Annotated in this window: 19 protein-coding genes; 4 read left to right on the forward strand and 15 right to left on the reverse strand. The window is 66.1% G+C overall.

Annotation, left to right across the window (positions count from 1 at the left end):
• Positions 1 to 4: 4 nt before the first annotated feature.
• The 11 genes from LQF09_RS05260 to LQF09_RS05310 all read right to left on the reverse strand — a co-directional run bounded on the left by LQF09_RS05260 (position 5) and on the right by LQF09_RS05310 (position 16,575).
• Positions 5 to 817 (reverse strand): polysaccharide deacetylase family protein, encoded by an 813-nt coding sequence (locus LQF09_RS05260; RefSeq protein WP_002926849.1) that lies wholly within the window; start codon positions 815 to 817, stop codon positions 5 to 7.
• A complete protein-coding gene (locus tag LQF09_RS05265) occupies positions 811 to 1,806 on the reverse strand; it encodes an N-acetylglucosaminyltransferase (RefSeq protein ID WP_270069378.1) in 996 nt (331 codons plus the stop codon). Before LQF09_RS05265 ends, LQF09_RS05260 begins: the two co-directional genes overlap by 7 nt.
• Positions 1,803 to 2,717, reverse strand: coding sequence for a glycosyltransferase (locus LQF09_RS05270; protein WP_270069379.1), 915 nt, complete (start codon positions 2,715 to 2,717; stop codon positions 1,803 to 1,805). The genes LQF09_RS05265 and LQF09_RS05270 overlap by 4 nt, the downstream gene beginning before the upstream one ends.
• 93 nt (positions 2,718 to 2,810) lie before the next feature.
• Entirely contained in the window at positions 2,811 to 4,664 is a 1,854-nt protein-coding gene (gene asnB / locus LQF09_RS05275; RefSeq protein ID WP_270069380.1) for an asparagine synthase (glutamine-hydrolyzing), read from the reverse strand.
• Position 4,665: 1 nt separating this feature from the next.
• Positions 4,666 to 5,742 carry a glycosyltransferase WbsX family protein gene (locus LQF09_RS05280; RefSeq protein WP_002926845.1) on the reverse strand — a complete coding sequence of 359 codons (1,077 nt, stop codon included), beginning with the start codon at positions 5,740 to 5,742 and terminating at the stop codon, positions 4,666 to 4,668.
• On the reverse strand, positions 5,739 to 7,616 hold the full coding sequence (locus LQF09_RS05285) for a hypothetical protein (protein ID WP_270069381.1): 1,878 nt from the start codon (positions 7,614 to 7,616) through the stop codon (positions 5,739 to 5,741). Before LQF09_RS05285 ends, LQF09_RS05280 begins: the two co-directional genes overlap by 4 nt.
• Before the next feature lie 114 nt (positions 7,617 to 7,730).
• Positions 7,731 to 9,194 carry a lipopolysaccharide biosynthesis protein gene (locus tag LQF09_RS05290; protein WP_002936213.1) on the reverse strand — a complete coding sequence of 488 codons (1,464 nt, stop codon included), beginning with the start codon at positions 9,192 to 9,194 and terminating at the stop codon, positions 7,731 to 7,733.
• Positions 9,195 to 9,649: 455 nt separating this feature from the next.
• The gene (locus tag LQF09_RS05295; protein WP_002936212.1) at positions 9,650 to 10,762 is read right to left on the reverse strand and encodes a glycosyltransferase family 4 protein; all 1,113 of its coding nucleotides are present in this window, start codon (positions 10,760 to 10,762) and stop codon (positions 9,650 to 9,652) included.
• A gap of 166 nt (positions 10,763 to 10,928) precedes the next feature.
• Complete coding sequence (locus tag LQF09_RS05300) at positions 10,929 to 12,050, reverse strand: hypothetical protein (protein WP_270069382.1); 1,122 nt, start codon at positions 12,048 to 12,050, stop codon at positions 10,929 to 10,931.
• Positions 12,047 to 12,361 (reverse strand): metal-sulfur cluster assembly factor, encoded by a 315-nt coding sequence (locus LQF09_RS05305; protein WP_002926836.1) that lies wholly within the window; start codon positions 12,359 to 12,361, stop codon positions 12,047 to 12,049. Before LQF09_RS05305 ends, LQF09_RS05300 begins: the two co-directional genes overlap by 4 nt.
• A gap of 653 nt (positions 12,362 to 13,014) precedes the next feature.
• The gene (locus tag LQF09_RS05310) at positions 13,015 to 16,575 is read right to left on the reverse strand and encodes a VanZ family protein (RefSeq protein WP_270069383.1); all 3,561 of its coding nucleotides are present in this window, start codon (positions 16,573 to 16,575) and stop codon (positions 13,015 to 13,017) included.
• A 115-nt stretch (positions 16,576 to 16,690) separates the two neighbouring features.
• On the opposite strand from LQF09_RS05310, the gene LQF09_RS05315 reads away from it, so the two are divergent.
• Complete coding sequence (locus LQF09_RS05315) at positions 16,691 to 17,113, forward strand: hypothetical protein (RefSeq protein ID WP_270069384.1); 423 nt, start codon at positions 16,691 to 16,693, stop codon at positions 17,111 to 17,113.
• 15 nt (positions 17,114 to 17,128) lie between these two features.
• On the opposite strand, the gene LQF09_RS05320 is transcribed toward LQF09_RS05315, so the two are convergent.
• Together LQF09_RS05320 and LQF09_RS05325 are read right to left on the reverse strand one after the other, a co-directional pair.
• On the reverse strand, positions 17,129 to 18,382 hold the full coding sequence (locus LQF09_RS05320) for a pyridoxal-dependent decarboxylase, exosortase A system-associated (protein ID WP_443081774.1): 1,254 nt from the start codon (positions 18,380 to 18,382) through the stop codon (positions 17,129 to 17,131).
• A gap of 41 nt (positions 18,383 to 18,423) precedes the next feature.
• A complete protein-coding gene (locus LQF09_RS05325) occupies positions 18,424 to 20,001 on the reverse strand; it encodes an acyl-CoA ligase (AMP-forming), exosortase A system-associated (RefSeq protein WP_270069385.1) in 1,578 nt (525 codons plus the stop codon).
• 124 nt (positions 20,002 to 20,125) lie between these two features.
• On the opposite strand from LQF09_RS05325, the gene LQF09_RS05330 reads away from it, so the two are divergent.
• Positions 20,126 to 20,392, forward strand: a complete 267-nt coding sequence (locus tag LQF09_RS05330; RefSeq protein ID WP_002926828.1) for an acyl carrier protein — start codon at positions 20,126 to 20,128, stop codon at positions 20,390 to 20,392.
• Positions 20,393 to 20,413: 21 nt separating this feature from the next.
• Here the strand turns inward: LQF09_RS05330 and LQF09_RS05335 are convergent, their stop codons facing one another.
• Positions 20,414 to 22,150: an SLC13 family permease gene (locus LQF09_RS05335; protein WP_270069386.1), complete on the reverse strand. Its 1,737-nt coding sequence runs from the start codon at positions 22,148 to 22,150 to the stop codon at positions 20,414 to 20,416.
• 20 nt (positions 22,151 to 22,170) lie between these two features.
• Positions 22,171 to 22,941: a 3'(2'),5'-bisphosphate nucleotidase CysQ gene (gene cysQ / locus LQF09_RS05340; protein ID WP_270069387.1), complete on the reverse strand. Its 771-nt coding sequence runs from the start codon at positions 22,939 to 22,941 to the stop codon at positions 22,171 to 22,173.
• A 190-nt stretch (positions 22,942 to 23,131) separates the two neighbouring features.
• Here cysQ and cysD point away from each other — a divergent pair, with 190 nt between their 5' ends.
• Positions 23,132 to 24,055, forward strand: coding sequence for a sulfate adenylyltransferase subunit CysD (gene cysD / locus LQF09_RS05345; RefSeq protein WP_270069388.1), 924 nt, complete (start codon positions 23,132 to 23,134; stop codon positions 24,053 to 24,055).
• 1 nt (position 24,056) lies between these two features.
• On the forward strand, positions 24,057 to 25,964 hold the full coding sequence (cysN, locus tag LQF09_RS05350; RefSeq protein WP_270069389.1) for a sulfate adenylyltransferase subunit CysN: 1,908 nt from the start codon (positions 24,057 to 24,059) through the stop codon (positions 25,962 to 25,964).
• Positions 25,965 to 26,044: the final 80 nt, after the last annotated feature.

Consider the following 26,044-nt stretch of genomic DNA (forward strand, 5'->3'; position numbering starts at 1 on the left):
CGGGTCAGTGTCGAATGCCGAGCCGGGCCAGGACCCTGTCGGCGTTGTAACGCCATGCAGCGATGAGGCGGCCATCGTTGCTGCCGAGTGTGATCTTGCGGCACAGCATCGCTGGCGTGTCGGTGCCGAACACGTCGAGTCGGCGGAGACGGAAGCGATGGACGTCGGGACGGTTGAATCCGGGCTGAACTGAAAACGCAGCACGGTAGCCGGCACCTTGCGCCTGCTCCAGCACGCGCTCGTCGTAGCGCCCATACGGGTAGGCAAGGTAGTCGACCGGCTCGCCGAGCAGCGTTTCCAGGTCGTGGCGGGCACCGGCGAGTTGGGCCTGCAAGGCGCCGTCGTCGAGTGTTGGAAGGTCGGCATGGTCGCGCGTATGGGAGTGGAAACTGAAGCCCTGAGCGCGCAGCGCGAGGATCTGTTCGCGATCCATCAGCGGGTAGGTATGGCCGTCCGGGTTGTGTTTCTCGCACCAGGCGTCGCGTTCGCCGATCAGGCCGCTGACGAGGAACACCGTTGCCGGCCATTCGAGCCTGCGCAGCACCGGGGCCGCGTGGTCATGCACGCCGGCGAAACCGTCGTCGAAAGTGAGCAGGAACGCCCCCTGCGGGAGGTCGCGCGTGCCGTCCAGCCAGGCAAAGAAGTCCTCTATCGAGACGGCCTTCCATCCGGCGCGTGCAAGCGCCTCCATTTGCGCAGCGAAGGTCTCCGGGCTCACGCAATACTTGCGCTCCCAGTCGTTATGTGCGGCGCCGATGCGGTGGTACATCAGGACCGGGACGCGTTGGGCGGGGGACGTCATGGTCGTGTTCAGCATGGGGGATGTGCGGGGTTGGAGTCTGGAGCGATGCCGAGGCGGGCATCGATCACGGCGAGTGCATCGGGTGCTGCGAGTTCATCGAACTTGAGCCCGAACGGCGCGCCCGAGCGCAGTGCTTGTTCGACCTCGTCGTTGTCGATCGTGGCGCCGCTGGCAGCATGCAGCTTAGGCCATTTGATGTAGCGCAGCACGTCATTGCAGATGCGCAGTTCCTTGTCGTTGGCCAGGATCGAAACGAAGAACGATTCGTCCGGATGCAACGCCCTGCGCGAGTATTGCGTCCACTCCGGATGGGCGTCGACGAATTCCAGGGTGCGCATGAGGGCGCGCCGGTTGAGGTTGAGAGTCTGCCGCCCCCCGCACAGCAGGAAGTCCTTGCCTATCGGGCGCTTCAGCCTGCGGATACCGAAACGGGTCGGGGCTCTGCGTGGCAGGGGAACGATGCGGAACAACGGCTGGGCTCTGTTGAAGACCTCCCGGCTACGCTCGAGCAGCCGCTGGAGGGTTTGTGGTACGCGGTGCATGTAGGGAAAGCGTGGCAGCCGATAGTAGGCGAACAGATAACGGCGCTCGGCCGTGCCCGGCGGCCACTGCACCGGATCGAAGGCGTCGAAATGGTGGATGAAGACGTCGTACTCCGAGCGCTGCAGAAAGGCCTCGAACTCGGAGAGCGGCTGCAGGGGATATGTGAGTCCGGTCAGCGTGCAGCACCAGTCAAAGTTGAGATTGGCGGCACACCAGCGCAAGCCATGCAGGTATTGCTCCACCTGCGAGAAGGCGCCCCACTCGCCGCGCACCGGATCAGGGATGAAGTGGATCCCGGCGATGCCCTCGAACATGCTCTGGTCGAGCGCTTCGCCACCCGGGTCATGGTGGATCGCGATCAGTGCGTTCGGGCTCAGTTGCCGGATAGCGCGTGCCAGGCGCACGATCTGCCGCGGCCGTTCGTGCGTGAAGATCAGATAAAGGGTTGGATCCGCGCTCAAGAGTTGCCTCCTGCAAGACGTACGATATGTCGAAACAGCGGGGCAGGAAGGGCGGCAGGCAGGATGTACTTGAGGTCGCTCGCTTGCCATGCGCCTTCACTCCATGCCGCCCGGAACAGTGCCTGCGCGTCGCCGAGGTCGCGCCGCCAGTAGGCGCGATAGGCCTCGCGGCGCAGGTAGCCTTGGGTGAGGTCGGCGAGTTTGGCCACCGGGATGTGGGAGACACGGTCGGGGTGCGCAGCGATGAAATCGCGCCGCACCTGCAGGGCGTCGAGGACCTGCTTCCAGCGCGTCTTGGAGATCTGCCCGCCGCTGTGCCAGCGGTAGAACGCCATCACTTCGGGTACGCGCACGATCTTCTGCGTGTGCGCATAGAGGCGGAGCCAGAGGTCGTAGTCCATTGCCGAGAAGCAGCGCTCCGAGAAGCCGCCGACCGCATCGATCGCGGCCCTGCGCACGAGTGCGGCGTGGATCGGCCATGGGCAGGTGCGCAGGAACTCGGCCGCAGTGTCCAGACTTGCGTAGTCGGGGGGAACATGCGGTGCCGTCCCCGGAGCGCCCTCGCCGACGTTCTGCCAGCCGCAGTAGGCGATGTCCGCCGCAGCCTCGTCGAGGGCGGCGGCAAGCTTTGCGAGGCAGTCGGGGCTAAGGTAGTCGTCGGCGTCCAGAAACGCGATCAGGCTTCCCTTGGCCTGGCGCAGGCCAAGGTTGCGCGCGGGGTAGGGGCCCTTGCGGTTCTGCTCCAATACCCGCATGCGCTGACCATGAGTCGTTGCCAGAGCTTGAAGAATTTCCCTGCTCGCATCCGTTGATCCGTCGTCGATCACGATCAGTTCGACGTTGCCGTGTGTTTGTCCCATCACGCACTCCACCGCCTCCTGCACGAAGGGCGCGGCGTTGTAGCAAGGCATGACCACGCTGATGCAGGCGCGGGCGGCGGACGGGAGCGGAGCAGATGTCGTTTCCATGGGGGCGGACAATAGGGGCGTGAACGTTTTCAGGGCTCAGTTGCGCAGCAGTGCCTTGCCTGACGGGTGGCGGCTCAGCAGCGTGAAGGCCCAGCGCCGGCTGTCCGACATGCGCGCTTGCCGGAGTGCGGGGACGGATTTCCATGCGTCCAGCCCGGGGTGGTGGCGCAGCCAACGCCAGGTGGGAACGACGAAGCCGCTCTTGGGGCGGTTCAGTATCTCGGTGGGCAAACCGCAGGACAGTATGCGCGGGAGCGCGCTCTTGCCCGGGCCGAGGCGTCCGCTTGCAGCCAGGCCCAGCAGGGTCTCGCTGAGCACATGGTCGACCAGTGGCACACGGATCTCGAGCGAGTGCGACATGCTGACCCAGTCGGTGTCACGCAGCAACTGGTTGCGCATGTAGCGGACCGACTCCAGGCAGGCGACCTGGCCGAAGTCATTGAGGCCGGTGTGTGCTTCGGCGTAAGCGGCGTCGTGCTCGGCGAGGGCGCGCAGACCCTCGCGCAGAATGTCCGTGCCGAGTATGCCCTCCAGCTCCCAGGGCATGAAGACCCCCTTGGACAGTTGGTAGGCCCCCTCGGGCGTGGTGCCGAATTCGGGTATCCCCGCGGCATTGGCTGACCAGCCTAGCCTGGCTCCGAGCAAGCGGTGCATGCTGCGGTAGAGCTTGGGGGCGTGCCGCCACGGGCTGCCTTGCGCGCTCGCGCGCAGTCTTGGAACCTCTGTAAAGCTTGCGTAGCCTCCCAGTAGTTCGTCTCCGCCAAGCCCTGACAGCGCAACCTTGAGCCCCGCTTGTTGCGCGGCACGGCTGACGAACCAAGTGTTGATTCCGTCGATGGTCGGTTGGTCCATGGCGGTGAAGAAGCGGTCGAGTTCTTCCTCTTGCTCGCCCGCTGAAAGTACGATGCAGGTGTGGTCGACGTCCAGGTGGCGGGCGATCAGGCTCGCGGCCGGGCACTCGTCGTGTTGTGTGCCTTGCAGGTCGTCAAAGGTCAAGGTGAGCGTGCGCAGGCGGGCAGATGAGGCCTCGCGGGCGAGGCCGACCAGGGTCGAGGAGTCGAGCCCGGCGGACAGGAAGGCCCCTACTGGCACATCGGCAAGCAAGTGGGCACGCACGCTGTCGAGGAGCTGTTCGCGCATGAAGGCTGTTTCGCTGCCAAGGGGGATCGAGGCCGCCGCTTCGAGCGATCGCTCCATGGCTGCAGACAGGGTCCAGTAGCGCACTGGCGCGGCGGCGCCCGTCTCGGTCACGAGCAGTGTGGAGCCTGCCGGTAGCAGACGGACTCCGCGGTAGAGCGTGAATGGTTCCGGAACGGAGCCCCACAGCAGCATGCCGACCGCCCCTGCTGGCTCGGGGCGCTTGTCGATGCCATCGCCGGCCAGCAAGGCCGAGACCTGCGATGCGAAGCGCAGCGTACCGCCGTCGTCGGCGTAATAGAGTGGTTTGATGCCGTGGGGGTCGCGCGCGAGCAGCAAGCTGCGCGCCTGCGCATCCCACAGCGCGAAGGCGAACATGCCGCGCAGACGCCCAACCATCGCCGGGCCCTGGCGGCGGTATAGGTGCAGCAATACCTCGGTGTCCGAGTGTGAGTCGAAACGCACGCCGTCGCGCTCGAGCTCGCTGCGTAGCTCAGGATAGTTGTAGATCTCGCCGTTGAAGCTGACGACCGTGAGGCCGTCGGCGGTCTGCATCGGCTGGGCGCCCGCAGGGCTGAGGTCGATGATGGCCAGGCGCCGGTGCGCGAGTCCGACCCGGCCGTTGTCGGCGATCCAAACCCCAGCGCCGTCGGGACCGCGCGCGGTCATCGTCTCGCGCACGCGCAGCAGCTCGTCCCGGTCTACCGCAGCCGCGCTTGGGCGATAGGCGAAGATGCCGTTGATGCCGCACACGTCAGCGCTGCTCCGTGAGGACGTCGCGGACGACACTCAGGTAGCCGTGGCCGAAACGTTGGTCGGGTTCGAGATAGTTGCCCTCGGCCCATTCGTTCCACGCCTTGATGAACACGATGCGCTGTTCGCTCGGGTATTCCTGCACCAGGTCGACACCGCGACGCAGGACGGTCTTGAACAACTCCGGTGTCGATCCATGCAACACCAGGCCGTTCAGGCCGGAGCGCGGGGTGTTGTCCCAGTTGGGCAGCACGGTCGGGTATTCGACGAAGTCAGGCAGGCGAGAGCGGGTCAGTCCGCTCATGATGCGCTCATAGTCGAGGACGGTGAGTTTGTACTTGCCGCGCGCCATGCGCATGCGCGCCTTGAGCGCGGGGTAGCGCCATGGGATGCTGCCGCTCTTGGACGGCAGCGGTTGCCAGGTCGAGGCGTCCATGCCGAAGCTGGACGGATCGACCGGGGAGCCAAGGTAATTGACCGCTACGAGGTGCAGGCCGGGCAAGCCCGACTGTGCGGCGAGCTGGCGCCAGTAATCCATCACTTGTGCGACGTCGGGGATATCCGGCGGGTTGTAGATCAGGAACATCGGCTTGCCATCGACGCGGATGTAGCGCGGGTCGTTGAATGCCGCCAAAAGCCATTCGAAGTGACGGCGGTGGTCCTCCATGCCCGGATAGGTCTGCTCGATCAGCATACGGTCGGCGACGCCCTGCCAGATGTTGCTCCAGCTGTGGTTGGCCCAGCACAGGCAGAATGGGAGGTCCGGCTCGCCACTGGCGATGATCTCGTTGACCGGGCGCTCCAGGATGCGTCGTCCGCCAAACCAGTAGTGGTAGTAGCAGAAGCCCTCGATGCCATAGGCGCGAGCGAGCTCGGCCTGGGCATGGCGTGCCTCTGGCAGGCGCAGGTCGTAGTAGCCGAGGTCGGCAGGCAGGTGCGGCTGGTAATGCCCAGGGTAAAGGGGCTTGGCCTTGGCCGTGTTCGTCCACTCGGTGAAGCCCTTACCCCACCACTCGTCGTTCTCGGGAGTCGGGTGGTACTGAGGCAAGTGAAAGGCGATTGCGCGTGCGTTGCTCATTGGGGCTGGGGAGGTGTCAAGAATGGGTTCGAGGGGGCGATGTTGGCCGTGCTGCCGATCGTGCGGGCAGTCGGCGCTGACAAGGCGCGCAGGAGTGCCCAGCTGCGAGCAGCGATTGTTTGCTCAGGCAGGGATACGCCGCTGTCCGGCCCACGCTCGAAGGCGATCGTCAGGGCGGTCGTGGCCGTATTGACGACGAGGAGGCTGGCTCCGTCCCGATTGCCAAGGTTGATCACCCACAGGCGTTCGTCAGTGGCGGATGGCGTGGGCGTGACGAGATGGGGCGGCAGGATCTCACCGTTGCCACCAAGTAGTGATGGTGGCAGCCCGAGGCCGGCATCGTGCAGGTGCAGTACGGCGTCAGCCAGCAAGGCGTGGTCGCTGTCCGCATTCGTGCGCAGGCAGCGACGGTACAGCCCCTCGGCCCAGAATGCCAGGGAGTCCTTGCTCGCTTCGCTTTCCTTCCAGAGCAGGGGGACACGGCTGGTGATGCCGAAATGAACCAGCCCATCGCTGATTGCTGTCCATTGCGGATCCTTTGCGTCCACCCCCGGGCATGCCAGCAAACGCTCGAAATCCATCAGATGTACGCCATGGTAGCGATGTACGAAATCAGCCTGGCCGAGGCTGCGCTCAATATATCCGTCGGGCATCGCCAGGCGTGGAAAGCGGCGACGGATGAGGTGCCAGCGCGGGATCACGTACTTCCAGCCGAAGCGCTTGAGCGCACGTGCGCCGAGAGGCAAGCGCGCCTGTTCCGCTTTCGGCAGCAGTGACAGCTTGATGATCGAGAGCAGGCGGCGGAACAGCCATTCGGCAGGGCGTGCGGACATCACTGTGCGCAGGCTGCCTTCGGCGGATTTGAAGAGCGCGTCGTAAGTCGCGTCGTCGCACACCGTGCCATGGCGCGCAAGTGCGAGCATGCAGTCGAGATGCGTATTGAGGATGAGCAGGTTGGTAGTCGACTTGCCCAACCATTGTCCGCGCTCCCAGTTCAGGGGGTAGTGCCGCATGCCCTCTTCGGACTGTTCGAGAGAGTCGTGCAGGAACCATGGGCCGGCTGCGGTCTGGTCAACCTGTGTGGATATGAAGTTCGCGATCCGTTTCAATGCATCGGCGATGGCTGGTTCCGGGGCAATCTCGAACTCGCTCGCCAGCAACTGCACGGCGCCGTTGATCAGGCGATTGTGACTCTCGTACTCGTCCGTCCATTCACCGTGCCGAAAGCTGCCATCTGCCTCCTGCCTGGCGAGCAAGGCGAGGACGATCTGGCGTCGTAGCAGGCGGTAGAGCCGCTTGCCGGTACTGCGCCCGAGTGCGCAGGCGATCATGTGAAGCGACAGGGCGTCGAGTTCGTCGCAGATCTTGAGCTTCTTTGGCCAAGCCCAGCATGCGCCATACACCTTGCCGTGCACCAGGTGGGAGTAGAAGTCGGCAGCGCTCCGTGTGGCGCTGTGCGAAGCGTAGATGAAGAACGGCTTGCGCTCGAGCGTGCTCGAGGTGCAGAACTCCATGTCTGCGGTGTGCTCGGTCGACGGTTGCAGTCGCCATACGACGAAATCCAGGGACTGCCCGTCCGGCAGCCGATAAGCCGCCGAAGCACCACTGTCGTTCATGACGAAGTCGGTCAGCGTGGCATCGGCTTCGGCCGTGATACGGCCGAAGCCGTCCAGAGTGCGCAATGCGGGCAGGCGCGGTAGCCAGAATACGGCTTTGTCCTGAGTCTCCGGTTCCAGCAGCCAGCCACCAACGCCGCCGCAGCGGCGCAGGAGGTGCTTGCCACCGAGAAAGATACGGAGCTCGTCGCCGTCGGCGGAAGGGTGGGCGCGTACAAATAGGCAACTCGCCCCGTCGAGCGGGAAGTCGTCACGCACGCACTCAATTCCATCACATGACCAGATGTGGCGGCTGGCTCCTTGTAGCGCCACCGTGGGAGCGCTTGTGGTGGTCTCGAAACCTTGGGTGAGATCCAGTGACTTCATCATGCCTTAGCGCGCGAGGCGAAGAGTTCGGCGCCAACGCAGGCTCTCGTCTGCAAGCGCGTTGAGGGGAATGAACAGGAACGCCGCTGCGTAGGCCAGCCCGGCGGAGCCTCCGACAATCAGCATGTAGAGGGCCGGCTGGGTGTCACGCCAACCGGTAGGCAGGATGGCATGGCCCACTGCGAGCATGCCGAGGAACAGCAGATTGAGCTTCAGACCCGGTGCGAGCGCATTGACAAGGTGGGCGAAGGAGCTCTGGAAGCATCGCGTGGCCAGGTAGTACATGACCGGGGTCGAGTACGCGATCCCAGCAAAAATGCCCCAGGCTGCACCGACGAGACCCCATGCCTGGAGCCCGTAGTAGCATGCCGCGGCCACGAGCAGCCCCTGGCTTGCGTGGATCCATACTTCCCTGCCCAGGCGGTTCATGGCAGCGAGGACTGCGCCGCAGGGGTGGCCGATACAGATCAGCAGGCCGGCGAGGGAGACGATGCGCAAGGGGTCGGCCGAAGGTAGCCATTTTTCGCCGTAGACGAAGTGCATGAAGGGCTCGGCCATCCAGGCCAGGCCGATATAGATCGGCAGGGTGTAGACGACCATCAGCATGATCATGCGGTAAAAGAGGTACCTGACCTCGTCCGGACGGTCCTGAGCCTTTGCCATCGCACGAAACACGGCTTCGTATACCGCTCCGCTGACGGTCGAGAATGGCAGCCAGGCCAGGCTTTCGCCCTTGTTGAAGAGGCCGACCGCGGAAGGGCCTGAGACGCGACTGATAATGGCGTTGCTCGCCTGCTTGGTGAAGTACGAGGCAAGGTCATTGAGGGAGACCTTGATGCCATAAGCCCCCAGCCGTCTTGCCACTGCCATGTCGACGCTCAATTGCGGACGACGATCGCTGACGCGGTCAAGCAGTACAAGCGTGATGAGGCTACCCAGAATCCCCGACAGGATCAGGCTCCACGGACCTGCGCCCACAATGGCAAGCCAGATGCTCGCCAGTCCCGTGAGGACGCCCACCACAAGGCCGATCAGGGAGCGCTCCTTGAAGCGCATCTCACGATGCAGTGCGCTCGCGCGCGTATTGACGAAGGGGCGCAACAGGAAGCTGATTGCCGAGACACGCACCAGGTCCGTGTACAACGGGTTTCCGAAGGTGGTGGCAAACCAGGGGGCGGCGAAATAGAACGCAATGAAGATGAGGGCGCCAACCGCCAACTGCGCCGTGAATACGACATCGAAATCCCGCGCGCTCGCATCCTTCGACTGGACCAGTGCCTGTCCCATCCCTCCGCCACTGAGGAGTCCCACGAAGCCGGTAAAGATCTGGATCGTGACGATGAAGCCGAAGTCCTCGGGGACGAGCAGGCGTGCAAGCGCGATCCCGAATGCGAACTGCAGGATCTGCGTACCCAAGCTGCCAGTGATCAGCCACTTGATCCCGGCCCGGATCGAGTTTGCGGCGCTCATGAGGCCAGAAGCATGTTGCGAGGTGAATGGTTCGGGAGGAGCATGCAGTTTCGGTATCGTGGTTGTTCAGCGCCAATGACAGTGCGAGCGCGCATATGCCCGCAGGCGCCTTCGGCATGCAGATGTGCCGCTGGGGTTGAGATCATCGACTGCGCTCTTCGGTGAGGACTCGCTTCCGGTGTCGTCCGCAACCGGTCTTGCCTGCGCGGCCGGCAAAAGCTGCGAATCGCTGCGGATCAATAAAGTGACGGACGCATGCAGGCAAGCGCCGCTTGAAGCGCCTGCATGCGACCGGATGGGGCTGCACGAGCTGCTCTACGGAGGTAATGCCATTCATGCAGGGCTCCGATGTTGCGGAGCGCATTGTGCCCGCATCGTCATGACGCAGCCGTGAATTATGGCATCACGGTTGCTGATGTCGAGCGTCTGCGCCGTGGAGGACGACCTTTCCGCCGTCATGACAGTGTGCCTGCCGCATGGCGTACGAGCACCTCCTCGAATGCAGCGACGGGTTGCTCGGCAAAGTGCTGCGTGATGCGCAGGTACGCGGCCTCTCCCATCGCATGCCTGGCGTCGGGGTCGGCAACGAGGCGCTCGACGGCCTCGGCCAGTTCGTGCGGGGATTCCGGGGCCACCAGACAGCCCGTGCGGCCGTCATCGATGATCTCCGGCAGGCCGCCGACGCGGGTCGCGATCACCGGCTTGCGGCAGGCGCCTGCCTCGATCGCGATCAGCCCCAGGGGCTCCTGCCAGCGTGACGGGACGACGACGATGTCGGAACTCGTGTAGACGTCTTCGACCCGCGTGATGTAGCCGAGGTAGCGGATGCGCGGATCGCCCCCGGCCATCCCCTGCACGTCGTGCTCGCTGTAGGCGCCAGGGAAGACCTTGGGGTCCCGGCACTCGCCGGCAATCAGGAAGACGAGATCGGGGGCCTTGATCAGGCGTGCCATGGCGATGAAGTCCTGCACGCCCTTGATGTCGCGGATCTGCCCGACAAAGCTCACCACGACTCGACCTGCTTCGATGCCTTGTGCTTCGCGTATCGAGCGGCCAAGGCGGAAGCGCTGCAAGTCGACGGGGTTGTGTACCACATGCTTGGGCAGGGCCGCAGGCACCGAGGCCTGGCCCACGAACCTGGACACCACGACTACGCCTCTTGCCCAGCGCACCACCGGGCTGATGGCTTCATTCACCACATGGAAATGGAGCAGGATCGGGATGCCAAGCAAACGTGCGGCGAGGGCTTCGGCCGATCGCCACGGGCGGTTATTGAAGTGAACCAGCCGCACCTTCTCGCGCCGGAAAAGCCTGATCGCGCGTACCAGGTTGCGTGCGAAGCCGAGCCGTTGACCAGGCTCAGTCGGACTGCCCCAGATGTGATGGCGCAGGCCGAGGCGGTTCAGTTCGGCGACGATGGGGCCGTCACGCGGCAGCAGCAGGATCGGTTCGATGCGGCTGCGGTCGATGTGGCGAAGATTCGTGTACAGCACACGGCTGGCGCCGCCCCAGTCGCCCGCACTGCCGGTCACGAAGCAGATCTTGATTTTCTCTTGTCGAGCCGGCATCACCGTGTCTTGTCGTCGGGCGGGACGAATGCTGCGTCGCGCATGGTTCGGAGCCGGGCGTCGAGCGTGGAAGACCACGCCGGCCCATGCAGATGTCCCGCGAGGTTAGACGAATGGTGTGGTGCAGGCGTGGAACGATTTCACGCCCCTGGCGTTGCCGGCAGGCTCAGCCGCCTGGCGTGAGGCGTGCCCTGCTGCGTTTGCTCTTGGCAGGTTGCCATGCTCCGCGCGCCACGCTTAACAGCATCGTGGCAATGAACACCGCCAGCGTCGCCGCATTGGCAATTGCGCCCGACTGGCGCAGTGCGAGGCTGTCGACCACGTCGCCGAACACGCGCAGGGCGAGCGAGATGTGCAGCAGCGTCAGCGGCAGGTAGAAGGCCGCGTGGTAGGGAATCTTCACCTTCACCACCGCGGGGAAGATGATCGGTGCGTGGCCGAACACCATGGCAAACACGAAGCCCAGCGCTACGGCATGCATGGCGGCGTCGTAGAGCGCGTGCCCGGGGGTGAAGCCGCCAGCCAGCCCGGCAATCGCCCCGGTGGCAAGCCACACATAGCCCGATAGCAGGCAGATCGCGATGAAGCGCGTGAGGCCTTGCTGACTCGCGTTGTGGCGGGCGATGTCGTAGCGCAGCAGCCATGCCGCCAGTGCGAGCAGGCCGGCGGCAAAGGCGATGCGCCCGTGCTCCGGTTCGACGGGCGTGAACAGCATGCCGCCGAGGACCAGGCACGAAAGGGCGATGAAGCTCGGTGCGGCGGCGCGGCGCACGGGCAGGAAACGCGTGAGCTCCAGGCGTTCGCCTGCGATGGTAACGACCAGGAAGGCCAGCCAGAATGGCACCGCCCCTTGCAGGTCGCCGTTGACGAACCACACCAGATTGCCCAGCAGCCAGCACACCGCACCCAGCGCAAGCATGACGGTGAAGAGCGCAAACTGACGCTGCATGACCTGAAAACTACCGAGCAGCAGCACCAGCGCCGCACCAACGAAGAGCGACTGCGGCACCCAGAGCGGGGCGCCGGCGATGAGCAGCACGCCGCCTGTACCCGCGGCGGCTGGGCCGAGATAGGCCGACAGTCCGTCGAGCGCGACTGCGCGCTCCAGGCTGATGACGGTGCCGAAGAACGCGCAGATCATCAAGGCCGCATGCGTGCCGGCCTGGGTGGCAGCGATACTGGGAACGTCCACGCCCAGTCGGGCGAGTCCGGCGAGCACGCCCGTGAGCAGCGCCGCGAGACCGAGGATGAGCAGCGGGATGCGCGCCGGCGCCGGCAGTGCGGTCATCTGTTCCAGCCGAAGTGGTCGCGGGCGTCGGAGGCCATCATGTCTGGGCTCCACGGCGGCTCCCACACCACATCGACGCGAATATCGATCTCGGGCGGCAGCAGCGGATCGAGAACCGCGTCGATCTCGTCCAGGATCACGTCGGCCAACGGACATGCCGGTGAGGTCATGGTCATGTCGATGTGGACCGTTCCCGGTCCGCACTCGATGCGGTAGATGAGCCCCAGATCGACAATGTTCATTCCGACTTCGGGGTCGATCACCCGCCGCAGTGCGTGGCGGATGGCGTCAGGATCGGGCATGGCGGTCATTCGGCAGGTGCTTCATTGGACGCATCGAGCCGCTATTGTACTTCCAGTTTCCCCGGGGCCGGCTGTCGAGAGCCCCCGTACGAGCAGCGCCAGCCGCGAGTGGTTGAAGGCGATGGGGCTTGGGCGGGGCGACGAGAAGCTCGCGGCTGGCGCCGCTCCTACAGCAAGCTCCACGCGGCTCGCTCCTCCAGTGGGAGCGGCGCGAGCCGCGAGGGGTCGAAGGCGATGGGGCTGGGGTGGGGCGACGAGAAGCTCGCGGCTGGCGCCGCTCCTACAGCAAGCCCAACGCGGCTCGCTCCTCCAGTGGGAGCGGCGCGAGCCGCGAGGGGTCGAAGGCGATGGGGCTGGGGTGGGGTGACGAGAAGCTCGCGGCTGGCGCCGCTCCTACAGCAAGCCCAACGCGGCTCGCTCCCCCAGTGGGAGCGGCGCGAGCCGCGAGGGGTCGAAGGCGATGGGGCTGGGGTGGGGCGACGAGAAGCTCGCGGCTGGCGCCGCTCCTACAGCAAGCCCCACGCGGCTCGCTCCCCCAGTGGGAGCGGCGCGAGCCGCGAGGGGTTGAAGGCGATGCGGCTTGGGTGGGGCGACGAGAAGCTCGCGGCTGGCGCCGCGCTTGCAGCAAACCGCCGCACGTCTGGCCCAATGCGGCAAGCCTGCTACTCGTTGAGGTGGTGCGTGCTACCGCCGACGACCTCGACGGTGGCGCCGAGCTGGCCAGGCGTGAACCACCAGCGCGTGGTGCGCTCGGGGCCTGCGATTTCGGCGCCGATGCGGCCATCGGCCTCGATACGGCGAACGCTGGCGGCGGGGCTGGCGCCCGCTGCGGTTGGGAACATGACGACCAGGAACTGGTCCTCGCGAGCGTCGCGCAGTGGCATCAGCTCGATCCGCCAGGCCCCAGGCTCGGCGCGGCCGTGGCCGAGTTGGGCGATGGCCGCTTGTGCGCTGCCGTCCTGATCGTAGTTGCGGCCGTCCACGAAGAACTCGAAGCCGGGTCCGCCGATGCTGTTGAGCATCGGCTCGCGTGGCAGCAGCACGTAGCCGTGCAGGCGACCGCCACTGCGTCCTGGGTTCTGATTGGCCGGGATGAAGAGGTCGAAGCGGTCGGGGCCGAGAATGGGAGGCTCGATCGAGTGCAGCAGCCAGCGCTTGCGGAACTCGGCCCGGGTTGCGACGACATCGTCGAATACGACCACCGCATTGTTGATGCGGTCGTAGCCGAATACCCGCCACATGCGCTCCACACGCCGGGTGCGGTCGGCAAAGCTGCCTCGCCCCGACTGACTGTTGGTGTAGGCCGGTGTGATGTCGGCAACGGCGACTGCCAGGTCGTCCTCGGCCATGTGCGCGACGATGCGGCCGGTGTGGTAGGTCTCGCGCCGCTGTGCCCATTGCTTGGCGTCGAGCGGTGCGCCGTCGACGCCCCAGCCCGAGCCGATGCGGCGTTGACCGCCGTCGTTGGCGTAGTGGCGCGGGTTGGCGTGGTCGAAACCAGGGCCCGGCTGGTTGTCGGCAGGGTCGGTGACGGTGACGAGGTTGTGGGCGATGCTCTGGTAGGCGTAGTTCATGTGGTGTTCCGACCCGTAGGCCGGGCCGTACCAGCCGCTGTCGATGGCAAGTGGGCCGCCGCTGTAGATTGTGAAGGCGCCCTGGTCGAGATGGCTGTGCGACCAGAAGTTGTCACCCGCCTTGAAGCTCACCCAGGTTGCGTGCTCGCTCCAGTCGCTGCGGGCGATGAGCATGCCGATGCCGTCGAAGAGCTTGGCCAGTGGCAGGCGCGCGGCGGCTTGCAGGTCGATGAGGCCATCGTCCGACAGCGGCCCCCAGGGCCAGCCCGTTGGCACCGGGCCGCCCTTTGGCGGGACCAGCGAATAGGCTGCGGCGTGGCGGAACTCCAGCGCCAGCGCTGCCGCATCGCTGGGGTGGCGATTGAACCAGGCGCCGTCGCCCCAGCGCATGTGGGTGCCGTCGGGGCGGGTGCGGTAGACAAGAAAGTCGAGGAAGCCGCGGATGCCTGGCTCGCTGGCGAAGAGGTCCTCGCCCGTTGCTGCGCGCCATAGCGCGGGCAGGGTGTGGATGGCCTGGCCGATGCCTACGGCGACGTATTCGCCGCCCTCGTGCCAGCCGCCGCTGTTGCCGAAAACCTGGCGCCACACCGGCAGCACGCGGTTCTTCCAGAGTTCGTGGGTGAAGCTCATGTGCGCTTCACCACGCGGGTGGTCGCCGTAGAGCGCGATGCTGCATGCCATCAACGCCTGCAGCGGTGCGTTGTAGAGGAAGGCGTTGTAGGGCGACAGCTGGTCGCGGCGGATGACGTCGATGAGATAGTCGCAGCCTTCGGCGAGCTTGTCGCGCAGGGCGTCGCGCTCGGCTGCCGTCCATTGGTCGTGCAGCCAGTCGTAGGCGATTGCCAGTGGCATGACCTGGCCGTGTCCGCGGTCGACGAAGCGCGTTTCCATCAGTCTCGCATGCAGGGGGGCGAGGTTGAACACCCCCGGCTGGATGAAGCCCGCCTGCATGATGGCGTTGATGGCATTGGGATTGTTGCGTGCGGCAGAGGATAACTGCTCAAGAAAGCGCGGGTTCCTTGCGCGCAGGGTGGCGATGTCGGCGGGAGACGGATGTGGCAGGCGGGGGTGCGCCATGCGAAAGCCGGGCAACTGCGGCCTTGGTAGCGCCGACGGTGGCGGGTACGTGACGCTGGACGTGTTCGCGCCGGCGGCAGGCGGCGCATCGGGTACGGTCAGCGCCACACCGGCAATGATCAGGGCTGCCGGCAGCACACCGACCAGTAGGGCCTTGCGCCAGTCCGCGCTTGCGGTGCGTGCGGGGTAACCAAGGCCCTCAGCGTGTGCGGTGGCGTGGGACGTGGTCGCGTGGGCCTGCATCAGCGCGAGGATGCGGCTGGCGACCCAGTGCATGAACCAGGCGCTGCTCGCGGCGATCAGCAGATTGGTCGGATCGGGCTTCTTGCCCACGGTGAACAGCTTCAAGACCTCGACGCCGAAACACAGCGCGAGCGCCACGAGCACGGCGAGGATCATTGCCCCCCGTTGCAGGCGGGGGAAGGCGAGTGCGGCGACCAGGCCGATTGGCGCGTAGCTCCCCAGGACGAAGAGCAGGCTGCGCACCGCGGCCGTCTCGGTGGTGTAGTAGTGGTAATAGAAAGGCAGGAAGCGCAGCGTCTCGAGCTTCTCCGTGGCTGCCCAGGCAGGCTGGAGCGCCAGCGGCAGCACTTCGTGGAGTGCCAGCACCAAGGCAAGGTAGACGGGGCTCAGGAGCACGCTCCAGCGTAACAGCCGGGCGGGCGAGTAGTGCAGCCACTGCAGCGGGTGGCTGCGCGCGAGTGCCACCCCCCAAGCCATGCCGAGCGCGCGGGTGAGGATGGAGATGCCCTGGGTGGTGCCCGAGGCGAGCACGATCTGCACTGCCTCGATGAGCAGCCCGACGGCGGCGCCCGCCACGACCCCGGTTACAAGGCCAGGACTGCGCCGGCCGGGCGAGCGCGCCTTCAGGCCGAGCGCCAGCAGCAGCCCGACGGGGACCATCAGCACGGCCTCCACCAGCAACTTCACCCCGCAGATGAAGGCTGCACCGCAGGACAGCCCTGGGCCAAGGCTGAGACTGTCGGGGCGGGCGAGCTTGGCCGCAACCTCTTCGCTGCTGACGAGGAAGTCGTAGGGAAAGAAGCTCAAGCCGAGGTAGCCGAGGGCGTACAGTGCCAGCACGGCGAGCAGACTGTGCGCTCCGCCATGGACGAAGCGCTGCCACAGCCCGGCGATGCGCTGCCCGGCGACGAACCAAAGCGCCAGCCCCAGCCCGGTGCCCAGGCCCTCCGCGAGCAGGTCGTTGCGCGAGACCGTTCGCGGCGGAAAGAACAACTGCAGGTACTCGATGCCCACGGCCATCGCCAGGATTGCCGTGACGACCACCATGAGCACGAGCACGCGGGCCGCACGTCCCATCCGGCTCGCCCACACTGCGCCGGTGGCGAAGTAGGCGAGCACGATGTACAGCAGGATGTTTGCCACCCAGTCTGCACGCGAGCCTACGCCCAGGTCCAGCCAGGGGGTGTTCATGAATGCCTGCCAGGCGTCCTCGCGTGGGCGGTACTCCAGCGGCACCAGGCTGCCGTAGGCGACGAAAACCGCCCACAGCAGGGCGATTCGGGCGTGCTGCCAGGCCCTGGCGGGGGCGGCGGAGCGCGGATCGTGCATCGTGTGATCTTTTTCCTGCGGCGTTGAGGTTCAATTGTCGTACGCCGCGCTGCAAACTGCTATCTTGAAAATTGACGCCAGACCCGGCGCGATCCGAACTCACGAGGGAGCAGACATGAAGGCATTCAAATGTGCGGCGGCCGCGTTCGCGGTCCTTGGTGTAGTGGGCTCGGGCCAGGCGCTCGCGGCATGCCCGGCCAACAGCACGATGAATCATACGGAATTGAACAGCACCTTCCCCGGCAACACCGTCTGCGCGGTACGAGGCAGCAATCGCTGGCAGGAGTTCCACCAGGCGGGGGGGGCGCTCGTCGACTGGAAGAAGGGGCCCGCCGACCCGGTCGACCCGACCAAGCAGGTCGGTTCCTGGAGCGTGAATGGCACGGGCGCCAACGCGCGCATGGTCTACAACTACGGCTCCGGTGGCACCTACACCTACCGCGTCGTCAGCAACGGTGGCGGGCTTTACAGCTTCTGCAATGGCGACGAGGTTCACGACGCCACGGTGCGGCCCGGCCAGCAGTCCTGCGGTTTCTGACCCACGCCGGCGCCGCTATACCAGAACCTCGGCTACGCCTGGGTGGCCGAGGAAGGCCTGTGGGCTGGCCGATGCACCGTAGGCACCGGACTGGAACACCACCACCAGGTCGCCTTCCGCGGCCTGCGGCAGAGCCATGCGCTCGGCGATGAGATCGAGCGGCGTACATAGCGGGCCGACTACTGACACGGCCTCGGCCGCAGGCTCGCCCATGCGGGTGCCTATCGTCACGGGGTAGTTCTTGCGCAGCACCTGGCCGAAGTTGCCGCTGGCCGAAAGGTGGTGATGCAGCCCGCCGTCGGTGACCAGGTAGGTGTGGCCGCGCGAGACCTTGATGTCGGTGATGCGGCACACGTAGATCCCTGCCTCGCCGACGAGGTAGCGGCCGAGTTCCAGCACGATGGCTGCCCCGGGCAGCGCGGTCGCTGCCTCGGCCACGATGTTGCCCAGCGCTGTCCCGATGGGGGCGAGATCCAGGCGCTGCTCGCCAGGAAAGTAGGGGATGCCGAGGCCGCCGCCGAGATTGAGCGTGCGCACCGGCCCCGGTGCGTGCTCGGCCATGCGAAGGGCGAGCGCGAAGCTCTTCTGCTGGGCCTCGACGATGGCCTCCGCCTTCAGGTTCTGCGAACCGGCGAAGAGATGAAAGCCCTCGAAGGCGAGCTCCGCCCTGCCTATCGCCCGCAGCAGTGCCGGTACCTGCTCGGCATCGACGCCGAAGGGCTTGGGGCCGCCGCCCATCTTCATCCCCGATGACTTGAGCTCAAAGTCCGGATTGACGCGTACGGCCACGCGTGCCGGCACCCCAAGCGCCTGCGAGGCTTCGGCAAGCACCGCGAGCTCGCGGAAGGACTCGACATTGATCAGGATGCCGGCAGCGACCGCCTGGCGCAGTTCGGCGTCGCGCTTGCCCGGCCCGGCAAAACTGATGCACCGGGGGTCGGTGCCGGCGTCGAGCGCTATCTTCAGCTCGCCCGCCGAGGCGACGTCGATGCCGTCGACGAGGGGCGCCATGTGGCCGACCAGCGCCGGCATCGGGTTGGCCTTCATCGCGTAATGCAGCTCGATCCCCTTGGGCAGGGCGCTGCGCAGTTGTGCCACGCGCGCGCTCAGCAGCGTGCGATCGTAGGCGTAAAAAGGGGTGCTGCCGACGCGGGCGGCGAGCCTGCGTAGCGGGATGCCGCCGACCAGGAGTTCGCCGTCGCGCACCGCGAACTGGTCCATGGCGGCGTGTACGGGCGAGGCTTTGGCGGCAGGAGTGGAGGCGGGCATGGCGGTGTCAGTGGCGATGCGGTTGGCAGGAGGGTGGCAGCTCAGTCAGCGCTGAGCGCCTTGCGGTCGAGCTTGCCATTCGGGTTGCGCGGCAGCGGACCGGAGCGCAGCTCGATGCGTGTCGGCACCATGTAGGCGGGCATGCGTGCGCGGCACTCGGCCAGCAGTGCCGCGGTATCGAGGGTGGTACCGGGCAGGGGGGTTGCGATCACGGCGATGCCCTGGCCCAGCGTGGGGTGCGGCTGGCCGAAGGCGACGCACTCGCCGACCATGCCCGTGGCGTAGAGGATCTCCTCGATCTCGGTGGGGCTCACGCGGTAGCCCGAGGTCTTGATCATCTCGTCGCGGCGGCCGATGAAGTAGAGGAATCCGTCCTCGTCGCGGCGTACCGTATCGCCCGAGAACACGGCAATCTCCGGTAGCACCAGGCCGGGCTCGCGTCCGGGCGCGCGCGGCGGCAGGGGGCGGAAACGTTCGGCGGTGCGCTCGGGGTCGTTCCAGTACCCCATCGCTACCAGCGCGCCGCGCTGCACCAGTTCGCCAGGCTCGTTGGGGGCGCATTCGCTGCCGTCCTCGCGCAATACCAGCACCTCGGTATCGGGGATGGCCTTGCCGATGGAGTCGGGGCGGCGGTCGATCTCCTCGGGTGGCAGGTAGGTCGCGCGGAATGCCTCGGTGAGCCCGTACATCAGGAAGGGACTGCTTGCAGGTAGCTGCGCGCGCAGGCGGGTGAGGGTGTCGAGTGGCATGCGCCCGCCTGTGTTGGCGAAGTAGCGCAGGTGCTCGCTGACACCGGCGGGCCATTCAAGCTGTGCCAGTTGTATCCACAGCGGTGGTACTGCGGTGAGTCCGGTCACGCGCTCGCGCTCGACCGCCTTGAGCACATCGCGCGGCATCAGGTAGTTGAGCAGCACCACGCGGGCACCGGCATGGAAGGCAGTGGTGAGCTGCGACAGGCCGGCGTCGAAGGACAGCGGCAGCGCGGCGAGCAGGGTGTCGTCGGCGTGGTTGCCGAGGTAAGAGGCAACGCTGCGCGCGCCCGCCATCATGTTGCGATGCGCGAGCACCACGCCCTTTGGTCGCCCGGTGCTGCCCGAGGTATACAGGATGGCCGCCATGTCGGTGTCGATGACGCGGTGCCCGGCCATGGACGGGGCGGCCACGAGCTCATCCCAAAGGTGCAGCGACAGGCCATCGAGCTGCGGACGCTCTGCGGGGCGACCGACCAGCACGACATGACGCAGGTCGTGGCAAGCTGCCAGCGTGGCGCGCAGGGCGCCGAAGCGTTCCGGCGTGGTGACCAGGACGCGGACGGTGCAGTCGTGCAGGATGTGCCCGACCTGATCGGCCTTGAGGATGGGGTTGACCGGCACGAACACTCCGCCGGCGGCGCTGCAGCCAAAGGCGGCGGCGACGAACTCCGGGCGCTTGTCGAGGTAGATCGCGACCCGTTCGGCGCGCGCCAGGCCCAGCGCTGCCAAGCCGCTTGCAAAGCCGTCGATGCTCGTCTGCAGCGCGCCATAGCTGATGTGCTGCGAGCCGCTTACGAGTGCAATGCGCTCCGGGGCGTGTACGGCTGGGGCGGAAACGAGATGATGAAGGAGGTGCCTGGCGTGCATTGCTGCTCTTTTTTGAATGAGTCTGAATTGTCGCAGTGCGCAATTCGCACCGGATGCGGAAGTATAATGCGCGCGTTTTCGCGCTGGCTTGCCGTGCGCGCGCGTGGTCCGCAAGGGAGAGAAGATGTCAGAACAGATTCTGAAGGAAGTGCTGGCGCTGCTGGACGAGGTGCTCAGCCTCGATGGTCGCGCCCTGGGCTTCAGCGCCGACACGCCCTTGCTTGGCGATCTGCCCGAGCTCGACTCGATGGCCGTGATCGCCGTGATCCATGAGATCGAAGCCCGCTTCGGTATCGAGGTCCCCGACGACGAGGTCGATGGCAATTCGTTTGCGTCGGTGGCCACCGTGGTCGACTTCGTGGAACGCCTCACCGCCCGCCAGCAGGGCTGAGGCGATCGTTCGGCGTGCCGGCTACGACGGCCTGAACGGGAAGAACACCGGCACCAGGGCAAGCACAACCGCAGCATAGGTCAGGCTCACCGGCAAGCCTGCGCGCAGGAAGTCGCGCATGCGGTAGCGGCCGGCCGAATACACCATCAGGTGAGTCTGGTAGCCGAAAGGGATCAGAAAACCGGCGCTGGCGCCATAGGCCACCACCATGATGAATGGCGTCGGATCGACGCCGAACGCACGCGCCGTACCCAGCGCGATCGGAAACGCGAGGGCTGCCGCCGCATTGTTGGTGACAAGCTCGGTGAGCACCATGGTGATCAGATACACGCCGACCAGTGCTGCATACACGCCGTAGCCATCGAACAGGGCGCGCATCCAGCCCGCCATCAGTGCAGCGGCGCCCGAGCGTTCGACGACTCCGGCGATCGTCAGCGCCGAGCCGATCACCACCAGCAGCTCGAAAGGAAATCGCCGGCGCATTTCGCCCAGGGTCAGCAGGCCGCTGGCGAGCAGGCCGGCGAGCAGCAGCAACAGCCCCGAGAACAGCGGCAGCACGCCCACCGCCGATAGCACGATTGCGAGCGCGAAGCCCGTCAGCGCGGCCGTGCTCTGCGCAGGGCTCATCTTCGGGCGTACGCCCGAGCCGTTGAGTACGTGGAAGTTGCGGTCGAGGTTGCGATGCTGGAAGAAGTCCGGCCCCGCCGCCAGCAGCAGGCTGTCGCCCACGCGCAGCGGAATGCGGCCGAGCTGCCCGGTGAGGCGCTTGTCGCCGCGGCGGATGCCTACCACCCCGGCGTCGAACATGGTGCGGAAATCGACGTCGCGCAGCGTGCGGTTGGCAAGGTCCGATTCGCTCGACAGTACGACCTCCACCAGGTTGGACTTGAGCAGCGCGTCGGCGCCGGCACCGAACACCGCCAGGCCGGAGAAGCGCTGCAGGGCCTGCACCTTGTCCACCTCGCCCGTGAATACCAGTACATCGCCGGCGTGCAGCAGTTCGGCTGGCCCGACGGGCGAGATCAGCCGACCCTCACGCTCGATCTCGAGCAGGAACAGTCCCTCGAGGTTGCGCAGGCGGTTGTGCTCGATGCTGCGGCCGATCATCGGCGAGCCGGGCATGACGCGGGCCTCGAGGAAGTAGGCCGAGCGTACATCGTTGCCGGTCGAGGCGTTCGCAGGCAGCAGGCGGGCGCTGAGCGTGAGCACCGCAATGCAGGCAAGCGCCACCGGCAGGCCGACCAGCGTGAACTGGAACATGTGCAAGGCCGGCAGGCCAGCTTCGACGACGAAGGAGTTGACCACCAGGTTGGTCGAGGTGCCCACCAGGGTGGTGATGCCGCCAAGGATCGATGCGTAGGAGAGTGGAATCAGCAGCTTCGAGGCCGGGTGCCGGCGCTGCTGGGTGATGGTGCCGAGCAAGGCGCCGACCACCGCCGTGTTGTTCATGAAGGCCGAGGCAAGGCTGCTGAAAGTGGCCAGCTTGAGGGTCGCCAGGTGGGTGCGCCCCTTGAGCAGGAGCTGGGAGAGCAGGTCGAGGAAGGGAGAGCGCTCCAGTGCCAGCGATACCAGCAGCAGCAGGATCAGGGTGGCCAGCGCCGGGTTGGAGAAGCTCGACAGCAGGGCCTGCTGGCTGGCCAGACCGAGCAGGTGGTAGATGCCGGCCCAACTCGCGAACAGGATCGCCGGGCTGATCCGGCCGTGAATCAGCAGCGCCAGCAGGAGACCGATCGAGCCGAGGACGAGGTGAGCTGTCATGCGTGGGTCGCGGTGGCCACTCAGTCCAGGCCGCTGGCGACGAAGTGCGGGTTGTCCAGGCCAGGCTTGCCGTAGCGCAGCGCGTCGCCGGCGAGCGTGCGTACCTTGCCGCCGGCAGCTGCCAGCACGGCGTGTCCGGCGGCGATGTCCCATTCCATGGTACGGCCCAGGCGCGGATAGAGGTCGGCTTCGCCGTTGGCGATGAGGCAGAGCTTGAGCGAAGAACCCGCGCTTTTCAGCGCAGCAACCGGACGGCCGGCAAGGAAGGCGTCGAGCGCCGCAGCATCGCCGTGTGAGCGGCTGGCAACGACCGTGAGCCCCGCCGCAGGGCTATGCCGGCAGCGGATCGGACTGCGTGCGCCGCCTTCCTCAATGAATGCGCCCACGCCGTGGGCGCCGAGGAAAAGGCGGTCGAGTGCGGGCGCGAGCACGGCTCCCAGCACCGGGTTGCCGTCCTCGATGAGTGCGATGTTGACGGTGAACTCGCCGTTGCGGCCGATGAATTCCTTGGTGCCATCGAGCGGGTCCACCAGCCAGAAGTGGCGGTCGAATTCGGGTACTCGTCCTGCAGCGACCGCCTCCTCCGCCACCACCGGCACGCCGGGCAGCAGGTCCTGAAGGGCAGGCAGGATCAGCGCCTCGGCGCGCTCGTCGGCTTCGGTCACCGGAGAGGCGTCGTCCTTGCCACGTACGGCGAAATCGGTGGCGTAGACCTTCATCACGACATCGCCGGCAGCACGGATGATCGGCACAAGGCGTTCGAGTAGCGGGGCGAGCGGTGGCAAGGTCACGGGCGGACTCCAGGCAAGGGGCGTGGGTGATGTCGAGTGGCATAGTCTAGCCTTCGGCGATATATTGCATCGTCTTCGCGCACGCTGGAACATGGCCCTGTTGCAGTTTCCTCCGTGCCTGCCCCGGAGCAGGCATGAATGGCTGAGGGTGAAGTGCGCGCTCAACGTCCAGAACCGAACAGAGCGACCGATGCCCATGCACAGTCCCGCAGCGAGCAGCCTGACCCACCTGCAACGGCTCGAAGCCGAAAGCATCCACATCCTGCGCGAGGTCGTCGCCGAAGCCGACAAGCCGGTCATGCTGTACTCGGTCGGCAAGGACAGCGCGGTCATGCTGCACCTGGCGATGAAGGCCTTCTACCCGGCCGTGCCGCCCTTCCCGCTGCTGCACGTCGATACGCGCTGGAAATTCCAGGAGATGTACCGCTTCCGCACCCGCATGGCGCAGGAGACGGGCATGGACCTGCTGGTGCACATCAACCCCGAGGGCGTGGAGAAGGACATCAACCCCTTCACCCACGGCTCGGCGATCCACACCGACATCATGAAGACCGAGGGCCTCAAGCAGGCGCTCGACCAGTACGGCTTCGACGTCGCCTTCGGCGGTGCGCGCCGCGACGAGGAGAAGTCGCGCGCCAAGGAGCGCGTGTTCTCGTTCCGCACCGCGCAGCACCGCTGGGACCCGAAGAACCAGCGCCCCGAGCTGTGGAAGCTCTACAACGCCAGAAAGCACAAGGGCGAGTCGATCCGCGTGTTCCCGCTGTCGAACTGGACCGAACTCGACATCTGGCAGTACATCTACCTCGAGAACATCCCCATCGTGCCGCTGTACTACGCCGCCGAGCGCCCGGTGGTCGAGCGCGACGGCACGCTGATCATGGTCGACGACCACCGCATGCCCTTGAAGCCCGGCGAGGTGCCGATGATGAAGAAGGTGCGCTTCCGCACCCTGGGCTGCTACCCGCTCACCGGCGCCATCGAGTCCGAGGCCGATACGCTGCCGGCGATCATCCAGGAGATGCTGCTCACCAAGACCTCCGAGCGCCAGGGCCGGGTGATCGACCACGATTCCGCCGCTTCCATGGAAAAGAAGAAACAAGAGGGGTACTTCTGACATGGCACACGTTTCCGACCTCATCGCCACCGACATCGAGCAGTACCTGCGTCAGCACGAGAAGAAGAGCCTGCTGCGCTTCATCACCTGCGGCAGCGTGGATGACGGCAAGAGCACGCTCATCGGCCGCCTGCTCTACGAATCGAAGATGCTGTTCGAGGACCAGCTTGCCGCGGTCGAGGCCGACTCGAAGAAGTTCGGCACCCAGGGCGACCAGATCGACTTCGCGCTGCTGGTCGATGGCCTGGCGGCCGAGCGCGAGCAGGGCATCACGATCGACGTGGCCTACCGCTTCTTCTCCACCGACAAGCGCAAGTTCATCGTCGCCGACACCCCGGGCCACGAGCAGTACACCCGCAACATGGTCACCGGCGCGTCCACGGCGGATGCGGCGATCCTGATGGTCGATGCGCGCAAGGGCATCCTCACCCAGACGCGCCGCCACAGCTACCTGGTGTCCCTGATCGGCATCCGCCACGTCGTGGTCGCCATCAACAAGATGGACCTGGTGGGCTACGCCGAGCCCATCTTCCGCGAGATCGTCGAGGACTACAGCGCCTTCGCAGCGCAGCTCGGTCTCGAGGGCATCACCTTCATCCCGATGTCCGCCTTCAAGGGCGACAACATCATTGCCCCCAGCGACAACATGCCCTGGTACCACGGCACCACGCTGATGGGTTATCTCGAGACCGTCGAGGTGGACGATTGCCGCATGCAGCGCGCCCCCTTCCGCCTGCCCGTGCAGTGGGTCAATCGCCCGAACCTCGATTTCCGCGGTTTTGCCGGCACCATCGCCAGCGGTGTGGTCAAGCCGGGTGATCGCATCCGCGTTCAGCCCTCGGGGCGCGAGAGCACGGTAGCGCGGATCGTGACTCTGGACGGCGACCTGGCACAGGCGGTGGCCGGGCAGTCGGTCACGCTCACGCTGGCCGACGAGATCGACATTTCGCGCGGCGACGTGATCTCCACGGTCGAGGCGCCGGCCGAGGTCGCCGACCAGTTCGAATGCACGATCAACTGGATGCACGACGAGCCCATGCTCGCCGGGCGACCCTACCTGCTCAAGATCGGCGCACGCACGGTGACGGCAACGATCACCGACATCAAGTACCAGGTCAATGTGAACACGCTCGAGCATGTCGCGGCCAAGAAGCTGGAACTGAACGCGATCGGCGTGTGCAACATCAGCCTCGACCGTCCGATCGCCTTCGATGCCTATCGCGACAACCGTGACACCGGCGGCTTCATCCTCATCGACCGGCTGTCCAACAACACCGTCGGTGCTGGCCTGCTGCACTTCGCGCTGCGCCGGGCACACAACATCCACCTGCAACACGTTGACGTGAACAAGCAGGCGCGTGCTGCGCTCAAGAACCAGCACGGTTGCGTGCTCTGGTTCACCGGCCTGTCGGGTGCGGGCAAGTCCTCGATCGCCAACCTGGTCGAGAAGAAGCTGCATGCGCTGGGCCACCACACCTACCTGCTCGACGGCGACAACGTGCGCCACGGGCTGAACAAGGATCTCGGCTTCACCGACGCCGACCGCGTCGAGAACATCCGCCGCGTGGCCGAGGTCGCGAAGCTGATGGTGGATGCCGGCCTCATCGTGCTCACCGCCTTCATCTCGCCCTTCAAGTCCGAACGCCGTATGGCGCGCGGCCTGGTCGAAGAGGGGGAGTTCGTCGAGGTCTTTGTCGACACCCCGCTCGAAGTCGCCGAGGCACGCGACGTGAAGGGTCTCTACAAGAAGGCCCGGCGCGGCGAGCTGAAGAACTTCACTGGCATCGACTCGCCCTACGAGGCGCCGGAAGACCCTGAACTGCGCCTCGACACCACCCGGCTTGACCTCGACGCTGCGGCCGACACCGTGCTGGCATGGCTCGAGGCGCGGGGAATGCTCGTGCGCTGAATCGAGCGTTGAGCAAGGATGGGGGCGACCCCATCCTTGCCCTCAGTTACTGAGACTGCGCGTAATCGGCACACATCTCG

Origin of the sequence: Thauera sp. WB-2 (assembly GCF_027594845.1) — a bacterium.
Taxonomy (GTDB): domain Bacteria; phylum Pseudomonadota; class Gammaproteobacteria; order Burkholderiales; family Rhodocyclaceae; genus Thauera; species Thauera mechernichensis.

What these genes read in the sequence shown, in the direction of transcription:
- LQF09_RS05280 (WP_002926845.1), bottom strand. Translation starts at nt 5,742, where the DNA reads ATGAGCAACGCACGCGCAATCGCCTTTCACTTGCCTCAGTACCACCCG.
- cysD (WP_270069388.1), top strand. Translation starts at nt 23,132, where the DNA reads ATGCCCATGCACAGTCCCGCAGCGAGCAGCCTGACCCACCTGCAACGG.
- LQF09_RS05310 (WP_270069383.1), bottom strand. Translation starts at nt 16,575, where the DNA reads ATGCACGATCCGCGCTCCGCCGCCCCCGCCAGGGCCTGGCAGCACGCC.
- LQF09_RS05270 (WP_270069379.1), bottom strand. Translation starts at nt 2,717, where the DNA reads ATGCCTTGCTACAACGCCGCGCCCTTCGTGCAGGAGGCGGTGGAGTGC.
- LQF09_RS05295 (WP_002936212.1), bottom strand. Translation starts at nt 10,762, where the DNA reads ATGCCGGCTCGACAAGAGAAAATCAAGATCTGCTTCGTGACCGGCAGT.
- LQF09_RS05315 (WP_270069384.1), top strand. Translation starts at nt 16,691, where the DNA reads ATGAAGGCATTCAAATGTGCGGCGGCCGCGTTCGCGGTCCTTGGTGTA.
- LQF09_RS05335 (WP_270069386.1), bottom strand. Translation starts at nt 22,150, where the DNA reads ATGACAGCTCACCTCGTCCTCGGCTCGATCGGTCTCCTGCTGGCGCTG.
- LQF09_RS05325 (WP_270069385.1), bottom strand. Translation starts at nt 20,001, where the DNA reads ATGCACGCCAGGCACCTCCTTCATCATCTCGTTTCCGCCCCAGCCGTA.
- LQF09_RS05260 (WP_002926849.1), bottom strand. Translation starts at nt 817, where the DNA reads ATGCTGAACACGACCATGACGTCCCCCGCCCAACGCGTCCCGGTCCTG.
- LQF09_RS05320 (WP_443081774.1), bottom strand. Translation starts at nt 18,382, where the DNA reads ATGCCCGCCTCCACTCCTGCCGCCAAAGCCTCGCCCGTACACGCCGCC.
- LQF09_RS05290 (WP_002936213.1), bottom strand. Translation starts at nt 9,194, where the DNA reads ATGAGCGCCGCAAACTCGATCCGGGCCGGGATCAAGTGGCTGATCACT.
- cysN (WP_270069389.1), top strand. Translation starts at nt 24,057, where the DNA reads ATGGCACACGTTTCCGACCTCATCGCCACCGACATCGAGCAGTACCTG.
- LQF09_RS05305 (WP_002926836.1), bottom strand. Translation starts at nt 12,361, where the DNA reads ATGACCGCCATGCCCGATCCTGACGCCATCCGCCACGCACTGCGGCGG.
- LQF09_RS05330 (WP_002926828.1), top strand. Translation starts at nt 20,126, where the DNA reads ATGTCAGAACAGATTCTGAAGGAAGTGCTGGCGCTGCTGGACGAGGTG.
- LQF09_RS05300 (WP_270069382.1), bottom strand. Translation starts at nt 12,050, where the DNA reads ATGACCGCACTGCCGGCGCCGGCGCGCATCCCGCTGCTCATCCTCGGT.